The organism is Rathayibacter sp. AY1F9 (genome assembly GCF_002932155.1).
GTDB lineage: Bacteria > Actinomycetota > Actinomycetes > Actinomycetales > Microbacteriaceae > Rathayibacter.
This window is the reverse complement of sequence record NZ_PSVA01000040.1, coordinates 1-16,616: the sequence shown is the minus strand read 5'-3', so window position 1 is coordinate 16,616 and position 16,616 is coordinate 1. Positions and strand designations below refer to the sequence as shown.

Genomic DNA, 16,616 nt, shown 5'->3' with positions numbered 1-16,616 from the left:
GTCTCGGGCACGACGCCATCCTGGCACGGGCGGTCGCGCCGCATGCCGGAACGGCACGGATCCTCGCGGCCCGCCCCGGGGCGGCGGAGCATCGACCCATGACCTCCACCGACGCCCCCACCGGCCCGTCCGTCCCTGCCCCCGCCGACGTCCTGATCCTCGGCGCCTCCTTCGCAGGCCTCGCCGCCGCCACCGCCCTCGGCCGCAGTCTCCGCGACGTCCTCGTCGTCGACGGCGGACCTCCGCGCAACGCACCCTCGCCCGGTGCCCACAACGTGCTGACCCGCGACGGCGTCCCGCCCACGGAGCTGGTGCGCCTGGCGCGCGCCGAGGCCGAGGGCTACGGAGCCCGGGTGGTCGAGGGCGAGGCGGTCCGCGCCTCCGCGGGTGCCGAGGGCGTGACCGCGACCCTCGCCGACGGCACGGTCCTCCGCGCGCGCCGCCTCCTGCTCGCGACCGGCGTCCGCGACCTGCTGCCGGAGATCCCCGGGCTCGGCGCCCGCTGGGGACGGGACGTCCTGCACTGCCCCTACTGCCACGGCTTCGAGGTACGCGGCCGGCGGATCGGCGTGTTCGGCAGCTCGTTCGCCGGGCACCAGGCGCAGATGTTCCGTCAGCTCAGCGACCGGACGTCGATCCTGCTCCACGGCGCACCCGCGCCCGCCGGCGACGAGGCGGCGGCGCTGGCCGCCCGCGGGATCGCTCTCGTGCCGGGTCGCGTCGAGAAGGTCCTCGTCGAGGACGACCGCCTGGTCGGCGTGGTGATCGACGGTCGGCGGCACGAGCTCGACGCGCTCGTCGTCGGCCCGCGGGTCGAGGGGCGGCTCCCCGAGGGGCTCGGCCTCGAGCTCGCCGACCACCCGTCGGGAGTCGCGCGGCACCTCGCCGTCGATCCGATGGGCCGGACCGGCGTCGCCGGGGTCTTCGCCGCGGGCTCGCTGGTCGAGCCGATGGCGCAGGTCGTCGCCTCGTCCGCCGACGGGCTGCGCGTGGGTGCGGCGATCAACCACGACCTGATCGAGGAGGAGATCGCCGCAGCGCTGCGGGCCGCCTGACGTGCGCTCAGCGGCGGCGGTACTCCAGCTCCGGGCGGCCGGGGGAGCCGTAGCGGGGCGCGCGGTCCGCGACTCCGGAGTCGGCGAGGTGCTCGAGGTAGCGGCGGGCCGTCACCCGCGAGATGTCGAGGCGGGTGGCGAGCTCGGCCGCCGAGAGGCCGACGGGGCCCAGCAGCGCGGTGACGGCCTCGAGGGTCTGCGCCGAGAGCCCCTTGGCCAGACCCGGGGCGTTGGAGGTGCGGAGCGCCGCGAAGGCCCCGTCCACCTCGTGCTGGCTGGCGACGTCGGCGCCGTGCATCCGCTCGCGGTACGACCGGTAGCTGGCGAGCTTGGCGGCGAACGCGCTGAAGACGAACGGCTTGATCAGGTACTGCACGATGCCGGCGGCGACGGAGGCGCGCACGTTCGCGGCGTCGCGGACGGCGGTGATCGCGATGACGTCGACGTCCAGGCCCGCCGCCCGGACGGCCCGGCAGAGGTCGAGGCCGCCCATGTCCGGCAGGTTCATGTCGAGCAGGATCAGCGCGATGCCCGGGTCCGCGCGCAGGGCCCGGATCGCCTCCGCCCCGCTGCCGGCGACCGCGGCCACCTCGAAGCCGTCGACCCGCCGGACGTAGTCGGCGTGGGCGCTCGCGGTCAGCGGCTCGTCCTCGACGACGAGCACCCGGATCACGACGCCACCCGCGCGGGCAGCGGCAGCTGCACCGTGAACACCGCGCCGACGTGGCGCGAGACCTCGATCGAGCCGCCGAGGCGCTCCACCACCTGCTGCACCAGCGCCAGGCCGATGCCGCGGCCGAAGCCGTCCGACTCCTTCGTCGAGTAGCCGCGCGCGAAGACGTCGGCGGCGCTCGCGACTCCGGGGCCGCTGTCCGACACCTGCACCACCAGCTCGCCCTCCGCGAGGCCGAGGTAGACCTCCACCCACGGCTCGCGGTCCGGAGCGGAGGAGGCGGCCGCGTCGAGGGCGTTGTCGATCAGATTGCCGAGCACCGTCACGAGGTCCCCGGGCTCCAGCCCCTGCGTGCCGGGCTCGAGGTGCGTCTCGAAGTGCAGCTCGACGCCGCGCTCGCGGGCCTGCGCGGCCTTGCCCAGCAGCAGGGCGGCGATCACCGGCTCCTGCACGGAGCCGAGGACCCGGTCGGCCAGGCGCTGGCTGAGGTTCAGCTCGCCGGCGGCGAACGCGAGCGCCTCGTCGGGGCGGCCGAGCTCGATCAGCGACGCGATGGTGTGCAGGCGGTTCGAGAACTCGTGGGTCTGCGAGCGCAGCGCGTCCGAGAGGGTGCGCAGCGACTCCAGCTCGCCGCTCACCCGCTGCAGCTCGGTGCGGTCCCGGAGCGTGACGACCGTGCCGAGGGGGCGGGCTCCGGGGGAGGCGGCGGGCCGCTCGTTCACCACGAGGATCCGCTCGCGGGCCACGACCAGGCGGTCCGAGACGGGCTCGTCGTCCTGCAGCAGCTCGCGCAGGGCGCCGGGGAGGTCGAGCTCGGCGACCGGTACCGGCGTCCGCACGCCCTCGAGCCCGAGCAGCTCCAGCGCGTGGTCGTTGGCGAGCACCAGCCGGCCGCGGTCGTCGACCAGCAGCAGCCCCTCCCGCACCGAGTGCAGGACGGACTCGTAGTAGGCGAAGACCTGGCTCATCTGCTCCGGGCCCCGCCCGCCCGTCACCCGCCGCAGGTAGCGGGCGAGGAGCCAGGAGCCGAGCGCGCCGAGCGCGACCGCACCGAGCGCGCCCCACGCGACGACCTGCACGCGGGCGGCGAAGGAGGCGTCCACGGCCGAGAGCGTGACGCCCGCCGACACGAGCGCGACGACCGCGCCGTCGGCGTCCTCGATCGGTGCGACGGCGCGGACGGAGGGTCCGAGCGTGCCGGTGTACGTCTCGGTGAAGGTCCGCCCCTCCAGCGCGGGCTCGATCGTGCCCTGGAACGGCAGGCCGATCCGGTCGCGGTCGCGGTGGGTGTACCGGGTGCGGTCGGGGGCCATGATCGTGAGGAAGTCGACGCCGGTGTCCCGCATGACCTCCTCGGCGTACGGCTGCAGGCTCGCGGAGGGATCCGCACCGGCCGTCGACTCGAGGACGAACGGATTGTCGGCCACCGTCCGCGCCACCACGAGGCTCCGCTGGGCGGCCTCGTCGCCCGCCCGGCTCCGCGCGTCGAGGGCCAGCACCGCGACGGCCGCCGCGGCTATCAGCAGGATGCTCAGCAGCTGCACGGCGAACAGGCGCGCGGCGATGCTGCCGCGCGGTCCGCGTGCGCTCGGCGTCCTGACCATGCCACTCCCTCGTGAGCGAGCGCTCGGGGCGCCCCGCCGTGAACAGTATGAACGCAACCGTGCCGGGCTCCGGAGGCGGGGCCACCATCGTCCTACCCCCTCACCTCGACGAAGAGAAGGACACCCCCATGGCGAAGACGCCTCAGACGCCGTCCGACCGGCTGATCCCCGCGGTCACCCCTCCGAAGACCCGGCGGCGCATCGACCGGAACCACTGGCTCTACATCGCCGTCATCATCGCCGTGGTCGCCGGCGTCGTGGTCGGACTCGTCGCTCCCGCCTTCGCGGCGACGCTCGAGCCCGTCGGCAAGGCCTTCGTCGGACTGATCAAGATGATGATCGCGCCGATCATCTTCTGCACCATCGTCATCGGCATCGGCTCCATCGCGAAGGCCGCCACGGTCGGCAAGGTCGGCGGACTCGCGCTGGGCTACTTCATCGTGATGTCGACCTTCGCCCTGGCGATCGGCCTCGTCGTCGGCAACATCCTGCACCCGGGCGAGGGCCTCGACATCTCGAGCGCCACCTACGACACCAGCGACCTCAAGGCCGAGAGCACCAGCGACTTCGTCCTCGGGATCATCCCCGTCTCGCTGTTCTCCTCGCTCGTGGACGGCAGCATCCTGCAGACCCTCTTCGTCGCGCTGCTCGTCGGCTTCGCACTGCAGAAGATGGGCGCCAAGGGCCAGCCGATCCTCGGAGCGATCAAGCAGCTCCAGGTCCTGGTCTTCCGCATCCTCTCGATGGTGCTCTGGGTCGCCCCGATCGGCGCGTTCGGCGCCATCGCCGCGGTCGTCGGCAAGACCGGCTGGGGAGCGGTCGTCGCTCTCGCCACCCTGATGATCGGCTTCTACATCACCTGCGCGATCTTCGTGGTCGTCGTCCTCGGCCTGCTGCTGCGCCTGGTGACCGGCGTGAGCATCTTCTCGCTGATGAAGTACCTGGCCCGCGAGTACCTGCTCATCGTCGGCACCTCCTCCTCGGAGGCGGCGCTGCCCCGCCTGATCGCGAAGATGGAGCACCTCGGCGTCTCCAAGCCCGTCGTCGGCATCACCGTGCCCACCGGCTACTCCTTCAACCTCGACGGCACGGCGATCTACCTCACGATGGCGTCGCTGTTCATCGCCTCGGCCACCGGAGCGCCGATGTCGATCCCGGAGCAGATCGGCCTCCTCCTCTTCATGATGATCGCCTCGAAGGGCGCCGCGGGCGTCACCGGAGCGGGCCTGGCCACGCTGGCCGGCGGCCTCCAGTCCTTCCGTCCCGACCTGGTCAACGGCGTCGGCGTGATCGTCGGCATCGACCGCTTCATGTCCGAGGCCCGCGCGGTCACCAACTTCACCGGCAACGCGGTCGCCACCCTTCTCGTGGGCACCTGGACCAAGCAGATCGACATGGTGCAGGTCCGCGAGGTCCTCGGCGGGCGCTCGCCCTTCGACGAGACCACGCTCGGAGCGGACGAGCACGAGGCCCCCGCGTCGGGCACCTCGATCACCGAGGGGATCGCCTCGATCCAGGACTCCGACGAGGCGTCGCGGATGCGCGCGGAGATCGCGGCCAAGCGCTAGCCGATCCGATCGCGAAGGCCCCTCCTCCCGGAACCGGTCCGGGAGGAGGGGCCTCCGTCGTACGCGGGTCAGTGCCTCCGCACCCCGAGCAGAGGCAGGGTCACCGAGCAGAGCGGCCCGATCAGCACCGCGAAGAGGAGGGTGCCGAGGCCGGCGTCGCCGCCGAGGGCCCAGCCGATGAGCAGCACCGTGAGCTCGACGCCCGAGCGCGCCACCCAGATCGGCAGGCCCGTGCGGGTGTGCAGGCCCAGCATCAGTCCGTCGCGAGGGCCCGGACCGAGGTGGGCGCCGATGTAGATCCCGCTCGCGACCGCCAGCAGCACGAGACCGCCGGCGAAGAGCAGGCCGCGGGCCCACCACTCCTCCGGCGTCGCCAGCACACGCAGTCCGACGTCGATCATCGTGCCGACCACGAGCACGTTCAGCACGGTGCCGAGACCGGGCCGCTGTCGGAGGGGGATCCACAGCAGCAGGACGAGCAGGCCGATCACGTTCGTGAGCAGTCCGATCCCGAGCCCGGTCTGGTGCGCGACCCCCTGGGCGAAGACGGTCCACGGGTCCACGCCGATCGCCGCGCGGATCATCATCGCGTCGGCGAATCCGTAGAGGATCAGTCCCACCAGCAGGCGCGGCACGGGTCGGAGGCGCCACTGGCCCGCTGGGGGAGCGGCGGCGGCAACGGGAGCGGTGAGCGTCATGGACTCATCACAGCGCGACATTGGCCTTCTTCGCGCGGTCCAATCCGGCTACCTTGGACGCATGGCTGATGTCCACTTCGGCGCGCGCGCCCTGCAGACCCTCCTCGGCGACTGGCGCGAGCAGCGCGGCACCCGGCCCGCCTACCTCGCGCTGGCCGACCGGATCCGCCTCCTCGGGATCGACGGCCGCATCCCCGCGGGCAGCCGCCTGCCCGCCGAGCGCGAGCTCTCGGCCCGCCTCGGCGTCAGCCGCACGACCGTGGCCGCCGCGTACCGCGAGCTGCGCGACAGCGGCTACCTCGTCAGCGTGCGCGGCTCCGGCAGCGTCACCCGCCTGCCGGGAGCGGCCGTGCACGCGGTGCCCTCGCTCGCGCCGCACTTCCTCGACTTCACCAAGGCGGCCCTGCCCGCCGTCCCCGAGCTGGCCGAGGCGTACACCCGCGCGGCGCAGGCGGCCCCCGAGCACTTCGACTCCGGCTCCTACGACACCGTCGGCCTGCCGGTGCTGCGCCGCGCGATCGCCGAGCGCTACACCGCGCGGGGTCTGCGCACCGAGCCCGGCCAGATCATGGTGACCATCGGCGCGCAGCACGCGATCGCGCTCGTCGCCCGCACCCTGCTCGCGCGGGGCGACCGGGCGCTGATCGAGGCACCGACCTACCCGCACGCCTACGAGGCCCTCCGGCTGGCCGGCGCGCGGCTCGTGCCGGTGAACGTCGACGGGGCGGACGGCTGGGACGGAGAGGGCCTGATCGCCGCGCTGCGCGGCACGAGCCCGAGCCTGGCCTACCTGATGCCCGACTTCCACAACCCGACCGGCCGCTCCATAGCCCCCGAGCTGCGGGAGCGGGCGATCGCCGCCGCGGCCCGGCAGGGGACCCTGATCATCGCCGACGAGACGACGGCCGAGCTCGACATCGACCGGCGGATGACGCCGCTGCCGTTCGCCGCCTACGGGCCCGAGGGGACGGTGCTCTCGATCGGCTCCGTCGGCAAGACGCTGTGGGGCGGCATCCGGATCGGCTGGATCCGCGCCGAGCGGGCGGTGATCCGCAAGCTGGCGCTGGCGCGCTCGGCGAGCGACCTCGGCACGCCGATCCTGGAGCAGCTCCTGGTCGCGGACATGCTCGGCCGGATGGACGGCGTGCTGGAGCTGCGGCGCTCGCAGCTGCGCGCGGGCCGCGACCACCTCGAAGCGGCCCTGGCGCGCGCGATCCCGGAGTGGAGCGTGCCGCGGGTCTCGGGCGGCCTCTCCACCTGGGTGGGCCTGGGCCGGCCGGCGAGCTCGCAGCTCGCGCTCGCCGCCCGGACGGCGGGCCTGCTGATCACCGCGGGCCCGCGCTTCGGGATCGACGGCGCCTTCGAGCGCTTCCTCCGCATCCCGATCGGCTACTCGCCCGAGGCGACCGACCGGGCCGTGGAGGCGCTCGCGACGGCGTGGGAGCAGGTCGCCCGGCACCCGGCGGCCGACCCGGGGTACCTCGCCGACGTGGTCTGAGGTGGAGTGCCCGCCGGGCGTGTGAGATCGTTCTCTCATGAGCGACGGGTACGGCTACCTGCTGGTCCACTTCGTGGAGGACCGGACCGGCCACAGCGAGAAGATCTTCCTCTCGCTCAGCCGGGGCGACGATCCGCTGCGCTGGCGGGCGCTCGGGCCGGTGCTGGAGTGGACCGGCGGCACGGGCGGCGTCCGCGACCCCCACATCGTCCGCGGGCCGCGGGGCTTCCACCTCGTCGCCACCGATCTCCGCGTCTGGCGGCCCGAGAGCCCGGACTGGGACCTCTACCGGCACCGGGGGAGCCGCGACCTCGTGGTCTGGGACTCCCCTGACCTCCTCGAGTGGTCCGAGCCGCGAGCGGTCGCCGTCGCTCCCGAGGGCGCGGGCATGGCCTGGGCGCCGGAGTCGGTCTACGACCCGGTCTCGGGCGACTTCCTCGTGCACTGGTCCTCCGGGCTGGCCGAGGACGGCGACCCCGCCACCGGCGAGACGGGCGACAGCCGCATCCTGCTCTCCCGCACGCGCGACTTCCGCACGTTCACCGAGCCCGAGACCTACCTGCGGCTGCCCGGCGGAGTGATCGACATGACGCTCCTGATCGAGCGCACGGCCGTCCACCGTTTCGCCAAGCAGCACGACGAGGCCCCCGACACGATGCAGGTGTTCCAGCAGGTCGGCTCCTCCCTCCTCGCGGACGACTTCACCACCGTCGCCCGGGGGATCGGGCAGGAGCTCGGCCCGAGCATCGAGGGGCCGCTGGTCTTCCGGCACCACCGCGAGGAGCGCTGGTCGCTCTGGGTCGACCAGTACGCCCTCCGCCCCTACGGCTACCGCGCCTACACGAGCACCGACCCGGCCTCGGGCCGCTGGGAGCTCGCGGAGGAGTTCGACCTGCCCGAGGACACCAAGCACGGAGCGGTCCTCCCGCTCACCCGATCCGAGTACACGGCGCTCGACGAGCGCCACCCCGCCTGAGAGGCCCCGCATGACCGACTTCAGCCCCCGTCTCGCCGACGCCCTCGTCACCGTCCTCGGTGCCGACGGCGCTCCGCTCGCCCACGCCGACGTGACGGTCGAGCAGCGCCGCCACGCCTTCGCCTTCGGCTGCACTCCGCCGAGCACCGACCCCGCGCGCGCCGAGGAGCGCCGGCTCTGGCTCGACCTGTTCGACACGGCGACGCTCCCCGTCTACTGGGGCCGCTTCGAGCAGGAGCGCGGCCGCACCGCGACGGAGGAGGTGCTCACCGAGGCGCGCGCGCTCGCCGCGGACGGCGTCCGGCTGAAGGGGCACCCGCTGGTCTGGCACTACGTGAAGCCGGAGTGGCTCGACGCGCTGCCGCTGGACGAGGCCGAGCAGCTCCTCCGCGCGCGCATCCGCCGGGAGGTGGGCGCCTTCGCCGGGCTGATCGACACCTGGGACGCGATCAACGAGGTCGTCATCATGCCGCGCTTCGCGAACGAGCCGGACGGCGTGACGAACGCCGTCACCCGCCTCGCCCGCGAGAAGGGACGCGTCGGCATGGTCGAGCTGGCCTTCTCGGAGGCGCGCAGCCTCGGCACCGGACCGGTGCTCGTGCTGAACGACTTCGACCTCGGGCCCGAGTACGAGCGGCTGATCGAGGACGTGCTCGAGGCCGGGATCCGGCCCGACGCGATCGGCCTGCAGTCGCACATGCACCAGCGGTTCCGCGGGGAGGAGCAGATCACGGCGATCTGCGACAGGTTCGCGCGCTTCGGCCTGCCGCTGCACTGGACCGAGACCACCCTCGTCTCGGGCGAGCTGATGCCCGCCGAGATCGAGGACCTCAACGACCACGTGGTCGAGGACTGGCCGACCACCCCGGAGGGGGAGGCGCGGCAGGCGGACGAGATGGTGCGGCACTACGAGACGCTGGTCGCGCATCCGGCGGTCGAGGCGATCACCTACTGGGGCTTCGACGACGCCGGCGCCTGGCTCGGAGCGCCGGGCGGGTTCCTCCGCCGCGACGGGAGCCCGAAGCCGGCCTACGAGGCGCTGCGCTCGCGGATCCGCGGGGACTGGTGGCTCGAGTCGACGGTGCTCCGGACGGACGCCGAGGGGCGCGTCGGCGTCCGGGCCTTCGCCGGGGACTTCGCGCTCTCGAGCGCCGGGGCGGGCGCTGCAGTGAGCCTCCCTGTCGGGTCGTCGACGGCTGAGGTCCGCCTGGGCTGAGGGCGTCCGGGGCCGGCCGGTGGCGCCGGTCGCCCCGTCGCGCGCCCCGGAACGCCGCGTCCCTCCCAACACTCAGTCGGCTGATGGAAGACTCGGAGGGTGCATCTCCTCGCGGTCCTCAGCATGAAAAACCGGGCGCTCATCGCGCTCGTCACCGTCGTCATCGCCGTCTTCGGCGGAGTCGCCCTGACCGGGCTCAAGCAGGAGCTCGCGCCGTCGATCTCCTTCCCGCAGCTCGCCGTCGTCACGTCCTATCCGGGCGCCGCTCCGGAGGTGGTCAACGACGACGTCTCGACGCCGATCGAGACCGCCATCCAGGGGGTGCCGGGGCTCGAGACGACCAGCGCGACGTCCTCCACGGACTCCTCCCTCATCTCGGCGTCCTTCACCTACGGCACCGACCTCGCCACCGCCGAGCAGAAGATCCTGCAGGCGATCAACCGGATCAAGAGCACGCTCCCGGACGGCGTCGACCCGCAGGTGGTCACCGGCTCCCTCGACGACCTGCCGGTGCTGCAGCTCGCCGTGTCGAGCGACGGCGACGCGGACGCGCTGGCCGAGCGCCTGCGCACCACGGTCATCCCGGACCTGGAGAAGGTCGAGGGCGTGCGCGAGGCGGCGCTCGTCGGCGAGACCGCCCAGCGCGTCACGATCACCCCGGACGACGCGGCGCTCGCCGCGGCCGGCCTCTCGACCGGCGACATCCGCTCGGCCCTGCAGCAGAACGGCGTGCTCGTCGCGGGCGGACAGATCACCCAGGACGGGTCGACCTTCTCGGTGCAGTCGGGCGTCAAGCTCGACTCGACCGACGCGATCGCGGCGCTGCCGCTGCTGCCGTCCGCAGGTGCCTCCGCGGGTGCGGGCGGCGCCGGTGCGTCAGCGGGCGCGGGTGCCTCCGCGGGTGCCGGGGCTTCCGCCGGCGGCTCCGAGGCCGGAGCGGCGGCGGGAGTCGCGGCCGTGACCGCAGAGCCGACCGTCACCACCCTCGGCTCCGTCGCGACCGTCGCCGTCACCGACGCCCCCGTCACCTCGATCTCGCGCGTCAACGGCCAGCCCGCCCTGACCCTCTCGATCACCAAGCTCTCGGCCGCGAACACCGTCGACGTGTCGACCGGCGTGGCCGCGCTGCTCCCGGACCTCGAGGAGTCGATCGGCGACAACGCCGCCTTCACCCCGGTCTTCGACCAGGCGCCCTACATCCAGGAGTCGATCGCGTCGCTCGCGCAGGAGGGGGCGCTCGGCCTCGTCTTCGCCGTGCTGGTGATCCTGCTGTTCCTGCTCTCGGTGCGCTCGACCCTGGTCACGGCCATCTCGATCCCGACCTCGGTGCTGATCACGTTCATCGGCCTGCAGACGGCCGGCTACACCCTCAACATCCTGACCCTCGGCGCGCTCACCATCGCGATCGGCCGTGTGGTCGACGACTCCATCGTCGTGATCGAGAACATCAAGCGGCACCTCGACGCGGGTGAGGACCGGGCCCGGACCATCGCGGTCGCCGTCCGCGAGGTCGCCGGCGCGATCACCGCCTCCACGATCACCACGGTCGCGGTGTTCCTGCCGATCTCGTTCGTCGGCGGCACCACGGGCGAGCTGTTCCGGCCCTTCGCGCTGACCGTGTCGATCGCCCTGCTCGCCTCACTCGTGGTGGCGCTGACGATCGTGCCGGTGCTCGCCTACTGGTTCCTCCGCCCCTCGAAGCGACCGGCGGTGCGCCAGGCCGCGCAGGCGGCGCTCGCGGAGGAGCGCGCGGCGGCCGGAGGGGCACCCGCCTCGGGGGTCCCGGCCGACACCGCCGCGCCGGTCGAGGAGGCCCCGCACCACGGCGCCCACGCCGCTCCCCGGCGGGCGCGCGGGCTGCAGTCGGTGTACGGCCCGATCATCCACTGGACGCTGAAGCACTCGGTCGTCACCGTCCTCCTCGCGCTGCTCGTGCTCGTCGGGACCGGTGCGCTGTACCCGCTGATGAAGACGAACTTCCTCGGCTCCAGCGGGCAGGACACCTTCACCGTCACCCAGACGGTCCCCGTCGGCCAGAGCCTCGACGCGCAGGACGCGACGGCGCAGCAGGCGAGCACGGCGATCCTCGGCGTCGACGGAGTCGAGACCGTCCAGCTCACCGTCGGCTCCTCCGGCGGCCTGCAGAGCGCGTTCGGCGGGGGAGGCGGCGGCGGCACCTCGATCCGCTACTCCGTCACCACCGATGAGTCGGCCGACCAGGAGGCCGTGCAGGCGGACGTCCGCGACGCGCTGTCGGGCGTCGCCTCGGCCGAGGACATCAGCGTCGCCGCCTCCTCCGGCTTCGGCGCCTCCTCGGACATCGAGGTCGACCTCTCGACCGCCTCGCAGAGCGACCTCCAGAGCGCGAGCGACCAGCTCCTCGAGGCCCTGCGCGGGACCGACGGGATCAGCCAGGCCGAGAGCAACCTCTCCTCCTCGCTGCCCTACATCGCGGTGCGGGTCGACCGCGACGCCGCGGCCCGGGCGGGTCTCAGCGAGGTCGCCGTGGGCACGATCGTCAGCCAGGCGCTCCAGCCCAGCCAGGTCGGCAGCGTCGTGATCGACGACCGCACCCTCTCGATCTACCTGGCCGACGGGCAGCCGCCGGCCACCGTGGACGAGCTGCGGAACCTCGAGGTGCCGACCCTCACCGGCACCGTCGCGCTCTCCACCCTCGCGGCGGTCGAGCAGACGGACGGTCCGGCGAGCATCACCACCGAGCGCGGGCAGCGCACCGCGACCATCACCGTCACCCCGGAGGGCGACGACCTCGCCTCGGCCAACGTCGCCGTGCAGAACGCGATCGACGCGACGGCGCTTCCGGCCGGTGTCGACGCCTCCCTCGGCGGAGTGACCGCCGACCAGGCCGACGCGTTCTCGCAGCTGGGCATCGCGCTGCTGGTCGCGATCCTGATCGTCTACGTCGTGATGGTGGCGACGTTCCGCTCGCTCCTGCAGCCGCTGCTCCTGCTCGTGTCCGTGCCGTTCGCGGCGACCGGCGCGATCCTCCTGCAGGTGATCACCGGCGTGCCGCTGGGCGTGCCGTCCCTGATCGGCGTGCTGATGCTGATCGGCATCGTCGTCACCAACGCGATCGTGCTCGTGGACCTGGTGAACCAGTACCGCGATCGCGGGATGCCGGTGCGGGAGGCGCTGCTGCACGGCACCGAGCGGCGGCTCCGGCCCATCCTGATGACCGCCCTCGCGACGATCTTCGCCCTCCTGCCGATGGCGCTGGGGATCACGGGCCACGGCGGCTTCATCTCGCAGCCGCTGGCGATCGTCGTGATCGGCGGCCTGGTGTCCTCGACGGTGCTGACCCTCGTGGTCCTGCCCGTCGTCTACAACCTTGTCGAGGGGTATCGTGAGCGGCGGCGTGCCGCCCGCGCCGGGAAGGCGTCGGCATGACGGACATCAGGGATGCGGCCGGGACGGTCGGCTCGCGCTGGCGCAGCGGCCCGGAGCGCGCCACCGCGGTCCTCGACGAGATCGGTCCGGAGCGCTTCGTCGCCCGCGACTTCCGCCCGGGCACGCTCCGGCACCTCGTCCTGATCCGCTTCCGCCCGACGGCGCTGGTCGCCGAGGCGGACGAGGTCACCCGCCGCTTCCTCGCCCTGGCCGACGAGTGCGTCCGCGACGGACGGCCCTACATCGAGTCGATCGAGACCGGGCCGCAGCTGAGCATCGAGGGCGCGGGCGAGGGCTTCGACCGCGCGTTCCTGCTGACCTTCTCCTCCGAGGGCGACCTGCACTACTACCTGGGCCGGCCGGCCGTCGAGGACCCCGCGCACTGGGATCCGGCGCACGACGCGTTCAAGGAGTTCGTCGGGCCGTTCGTCGACACGGCCGGCATCGTCGCGTTCGACTTCCGACCCGAAGAGCACTGATGGCGACTCCCGACTTCGTGCTGCGACTGCGCGAGCGGATCGGGACCGAGCTGCTCTGGCTCACCGGCGTGACCGCGGTGATCCTCCGCGAGGAGCCGGCGCTCGAGGTCCTGCTCGTCCGGCGCGCCGACACCGGCGCCTGGACGGCCGTCACCGGGATCATCGACCCGGGCGAGACCGTCGCCGGCACCGCCCGCCGCGAGGCGCAGGAGGAGGCGGGCGTCGAGATCGAGGTCGAGCGCCTCGTGCAGGTGCACACCCTCCCACCGATGCAGTACCCCAACGGGGACCGCTCGCAGTACCTCGACCACGTGGTGCGCTGCCGCTGGATCTCGGGGGAGGCCCACGTCGCGGACGACGAGTCGACCGAGGTCGGCTGGTTCGCGCCCGACGCGCTGCCGCCGATGTCGGACGAGCACCGCGCCCGGATCCAGCGGGCACTGTCGGACGAGCCGGGCTGCTCGATCGACTGACGGCGGGGGTGCGCGCCGGACGAGGCGGGGCCGCCTCTCGGGAGCGGCACACGCCTCGGAGCGGGCGCTGCTCAGACCGGACGCGCGAAGCAGAGCACCGCGTCGTCGCCGACGTGGGCTCCGAAGCCGTCGATCGCCGTGAAGCCGAGCGCCCCGGCCGCTGGGGCGAGCTCCGGAGCGGCGGCCAGGCGCAGCGTGCGGATCCGCTGCACCCGCGCCCACGACTCCGCCGCCGCGACGAGCCGTCGGGCGACTCCCGTGCGCCGGTGGACGGAGGCGACCACGAGCTCCAGCACCTCGGCGAAGTCGTCCGGGCCGGGAGCGAGCACCAGCACGCCGGACGCCGCCCCGTCGATCCGGGCGACCAGGACGCGGGCGTGCGGGGGCGGGACCGCGGCGAGGAGGCCCTCCGCTCCGGCTGCGTCCTCGAGGCGGACGACGACTCCGCTCACGAGCCCAGGTGGGCGCGGAGGAACTCGACGACCCGAGCACGCAGAGCGTCGTCGAGGAGCGCGATCGAGTGCAGCGAGCCGGGGAGGACGAGGAGGTCGACGCTCGAGCCCGCTCCGCGCAGCGCCTCCGCGAAGCGGGTCGACTGGCTGAGCGCGACCCGCTCGTGCGCCGCGTGCGCGATGAGGAACGGCGGCTCGGAGCCGTCCACCTGCGCGAGGGGCGAGGCGGCGGTCGCAGCGGGGCAGGAGGCGAGGTCCGCGCAGTCGAGGTAGCTGCGCACGGCGGCCGCGACTCCGACAACCGGGTCGTCGTCGGCGAGGCCGGCGGCGCTGAGATCGGAGGGACCGCTCAGGTCGACCACGGCGGCCAGGCGCGACGAGGTCGACGGCAGCGTGCCGAGCAGAGAGGCGAGGTTGCCGCCGGCCGAGCCGCCGAAGGCCGCCACCCGCTCCGGATCGATGCCGAAGCGCGCGGTCTGCTCCGGCTCGAGCAGCCAGTCGAGGGCGGCCGTCACATCGTCGAGCTGCGCGGGGAACACGGCGGCGGGCGCGAGGCGGTAGTCGACCGAGACGGCGACGAACCCCTCCGATCCGAGCCACTGGCAGATCGGGCGCCATTTCGCGTCGGCCTTGCCTCCACGGGCCCAGCTGCCGCCGTGCACGACGAGGACGGCGGGCCGCGGCTCCGCCGACGGGGCAGGGGAGGAGCAGACGTCGACGCTCTGCCCGGTGCTCGCGTCGTAGACGACGTCGGCCGTCACGCTCACGCCGGACCAGTCGGGTGCAGGTGCCGCTCCGAGCGCCTGCGCCACCGGCTCCGAGACGGGAGTGGTGCTCGCGCAGCCCGAGAGGAGGAGTGCGAGGGCGGCCAGGACCGCGGCGACGCGTCGCGGGGATCGGGTGGGCTCGCGCATGAGTGCGATCAGCGTACGGGGTGCCCGGCGCCCCGGATGCGGCACCCCCGCGATCAGGGGGTGCCGGGCTCGCGCTGCAGCCGGACCAGGACGACCCCCGCGAGGATCAGCGCGCCGCCGCCGAACTGGATCGGCGCGGGCAGCTCGCCGAGGATCAGCCACGCGGCCGCGATCGAGAACAGCACCTCCGTCAGGCCGACGAAGGAGGCGATCCGCGTGCCGAGACGGCGTCCGCCCTCGATCCCGAGCAGATACGCCAGCACCGTCGACATGCCGAGGATCACGCCCGCGGGGAGGAGCCAGCTGACCTCCGCTCCGACGAACACCACCTCTCCGAAGGTCGCGCGCAGCGGTGTGACGCCGAGCGCCCCGAGTGCCAGCAGGATCGCGGCGCCGACCGTCATCGCCCCCGCCGTGAGCGCGATCGGCGGCAGCTCCGGATCCACTCGGCCGGCGATGACGTAGTAGACGCACAGGCCGAGCGAGGCGGTCAGCGCCCAGGCGATGCCGACCAGCTCGGGGGTCGACTCGCCGGACAGGTCGAGCACGAGCACCAGGCCGCCGAGCGCGAGAGCGGAGCCGGCGAGGGTGAAGCGGCCGGGGTGCCGGCGGGTGCGCGCCCAGGCGAGGAGGACGAGGAACACCGGCGCGAGGTACTCGATCAGCAGGGCGACGCCGACCGACATGTGCTCGATCGCGCTGTAGAAGCAGAGCTGCGCGGCGATCACGGCGAAGACTCCGTAGAGGGCGATCGTGCCGAGGTTGCGGCGGAGCACGGGCCAACGGCCGCGGAGGGACAGGACCGCCGGGATCGCGAGGATCAGGGCGGCGCCGCCCGCGCGCCAGAGGACCGCGGACGCCGGCGTCCAGCCCGCCTCGAGGAGCGGCTTCACGAACGGCCCGCCCAGACCGAACGCCGCCGACGCGGCCAGCGCCGCGACGAGGCCCGAGCCGAGGCGCCGTGCAGGCGCGGGCGCGCTCGCGGCGGGGAGGGTGACGGCGGCGGTGCTCTCGGCGGTCATGGCCGGCTCCTTCAGGAGTCAAAAGGATTACACTCGTGACAGCGAGCTGATCGCACACTACTGAGCCGCACTGTCAGGAGTCAACATGGTGTTCGCCTATGACGTCGAGGCGTCACTGACCTCCACCGCCACCCTCGTCAACACGCTCCCCGAGCTGTCGCCGTCCGGCGAGGACGAGATGGCGACGATCGAGCAGCTGGACGACTTCCTCCTCCAGAACCGCTACACGGGCAGCCGCGACGGATCGGCCGAGGAACTGGAGGCCGTGCGGGCGATCCGCTCCTCCCTCCGCACCCTCTGGCTCACGCGCGCCGAGGAGGACCTCGTCCCCGTCGTCAACGGGATGCTCGACTCCGGCCGCGCGCTCCCGCAGCTGGTCCGGCACGGACCCTACGGCTGGCACCTCCACGCGACGCGCGACGAGAGCCCGCTCGCCACTCGCATCCTGGTCGAGGCCGCCATGGCGTTCGTCGACGTGATCCGCGGCGACGAGCGCGAGCGGATCCGCGTCTGCGCGGCGGAGGACTGCGAGGCGGTGCTCGTGGACTTCTCCCGCAACCGCTCGAAGCGCTACTGCGAC

At 73.5% G+C, this 16,616-nt stretch carries 15 protein-coding genes; 9 read left to right on the top strand and 6 right to left on the bottom strand.

Features of this window, described 5'->3' with window-relative positions; translation table 11 throughout:
- The first annotated feature begins 98 nt into the window (after positions 1-98).
- Positions 99-1,055, top strand: coding sequence for an NAD(P)/FAD-dependent oxidoreductase (locus tag C5C37_RS16570; RefSeq protein WP_104339305.1), 957 nt, complete (start codon positions 99-101; stop codon positions 1,053-1,055).
- A 7-nt stretch (positions 1,056-1,062) separates the two neighbouring features.
- Here the strand turns inward: C5C37_RS16570 and C5C37_RS16565 are convergent, their stop codons facing one another.
- The gene (locus tag C5C37_RS16565) at positions 1,063-1,728 is read right to left on the bottom strand and encodes a response regulator (protein ID WP_104223809.1); all 666 of its coding nucleotides are present in this window, start codon (positions 1,726-1,728) and stop codon (positions 1,063-1,065) included.
- On the bottom strand, positions 1,725-3,332 hold the full coding sequence (locus C5C37_RS16560; protein WP_104246900.1) for a sensor histidine kinase: 1,608 nt from the start codon (positions 3,330-3,332) through the stop codon (positions 1,725-1,727). The genes C5C37_RS16565 and C5C37_RS16560 overlap by 4 nt, the downstream gene beginning before the upstream one ends.
- 128 nt (positions 3,333-3,460) lie before the next feature.
- Between C5C37_RS16560 and C5C37_RS16555 the strand changes: the two genes are divergently transcribed.
- Positions 3,461-4,900 (top strand): cation:dicarboxylate symporter family transporter, encoded by a 1,440-nt coding sequence (locus tag C5C37_RS16555; protein ID WP_104223811.1) that lies wholly within the window; start codon positions 3,461-3,463, stop codon positions 4,898-4,900.
- A gap of 68 nt (positions 4,901-4,968) precedes the next feature.
- Here C5C37_RS16555 and C5C37_RS16550 read toward each other — a convergent pair whose 3' ends face one another.
- The gene (locus C5C37_RS16550) at positions 4,969-5,598 is read right to left on the bottom strand and encodes a YitT family protein (protein WP_374953113.1); all 630 of its coding nucleotides are present in this window, start codon (positions 5,596-5,598) and stop codon (positions 4,969-4,971) included.
- A 61-nt stretch (positions 5,599-5,659) separates the two neighbouring features.
- Here C5C37_RS16550 and C5C37_RS16545 point away from each other — a divergent pair, with 61 nt between their 5' ends.
- From C5C37_RS16545 to C5C37_RS16520, 6 genes are all read left to right on the top strand, one after another.
- The gene (locus C5C37_RS16545) at positions 5,660-7,096 is read left to right on the top strand and encodes a PLP-dependent aminotransferase family protein (protein WP_104339304.1); all 1,437 of its coding nucleotides are present in this window, start codon (positions 5,660-5,662) and stop codon (positions 7,094-7,096) included.
- A 37-nt stretch (positions 7,097-7,133) separates the two neighbouring features.
- The gene (locus C5C37_RS16540) at positions 7,134-8,072 is read left to right on the top strand and encodes a glycoside hydrolase family 43 protein (protein ID WP_104339303.1); all 939 of its coding nucleotides are present in this window, start codon (positions 7,134-7,136) and stop codon (positions 8,070-8,072) included.
- A 10-nt stretch (positions 8,073-8,082) separates the two neighbouring features.
- Positions 8,083-9,288: an endo-1,4-beta-xylanase gene (locus C5C37_RS16535; RefSeq protein WP_104339302.1), complete on the top strand. Its 1,206-nt coding sequence runs from the start codon at positions 8,083-8,085 to the stop codon at positions 9,286-9,288.
- Between the two features lie 99 nt (positions 9,289-9,387).
- Positions 9,388-12,696, top strand: coding sequence for an efflux RND transporter permease subunit (locus tag C5C37_RS16530; RefSeq protein ID WP_104339301.1), 3,309 nt, complete (start codon positions 9,388-9,390; stop codon positions 12,694-12,696).
- Positions 12,693-13,175, top strand: coding sequence for a Dabb family protein (locus tag C5C37_RS16525; RefSeq protein ID WP_104246895.1), 483 nt, complete (start codon positions 12,693-12,695; stop codon positions 13,173-13,175). The genes C5C37_RS16530 and C5C37_RS16525 overlap by 4 nt, the downstream gene beginning before the upstream one ends.
- Positions 13,175-13,648 carry an NUDIX domain-containing protein gene (locus C5C37_RS16520; RefSeq protein ID WP_104246894.1) on the top strand — a complete coding sequence of 158 codons (474 nt, stop codon included), beginning with the start codon at positions 13,175-13,177 and terminating at the stop codon, positions 13,646-13,648. The genes C5C37_RS16525 and C5C37_RS16520 overlap by 1 nt, the downstream gene beginning before the upstream one ends.
- Before the next feature lie 71 nt (positions 13,649-13,719).
- Here C5C37_RS16520 and C5C37_RS16515 read toward each other — a convergent pair whose 3' ends face one another.
- From C5C37_RS16515 to C5C37_RS16505, 3 genes are read right to left on the bottom strand one after another with little or no spacing between them, the layout of a single operon-like run.
- The gene (locus tag C5C37_RS16515; protein WP_104246893.1) at positions 13,720-14,100 is read right to left on the bottom strand and encodes a GNAT family N-acetyltransferase; all 381 of its coding nucleotides are present in this window, start codon (positions 14,098-14,100) and stop codon (positions 13,720-13,722) included.
- Positions 14,097-15,014, bottom strand: coding sequence for an alpha/beta hydrolase (locus C5C37_RS16510; RefSeq protein ID WP_104339300.1), 918 nt, complete (start codon positions 15,012-15,014; stop codon positions 14,097-14,099). The genes C5C37_RS16515 and C5C37_RS16510 overlap by 4 nt, the downstream gene beginning before the upstream one ends.
- A 53-nt stretch (positions 15,015-15,067) precedes the next feature.
- Entirely contained in the window at positions 15,068-16,036 is a 969-nt protein-coding gene (locus tag C5C37_RS16505) for a DMT family transporter (RefSeq protein ID WP_104257663.1), read from the bottom strand.
- Positions 16,037-16,121: 85 nt separating this feature from the next.
- Between C5C37_RS16505 and C5C37_RS16500 the strand changes: the two genes are divergently transcribed.
- Positions 16,122-16,616, top strand: a 495-nt coding sequence (locus C5C37_RS16500; RefSeq protein WP_104339299.1) for an ABATE domain-containing protein, incomplete at its 3' end; no start/stop codon positions are given.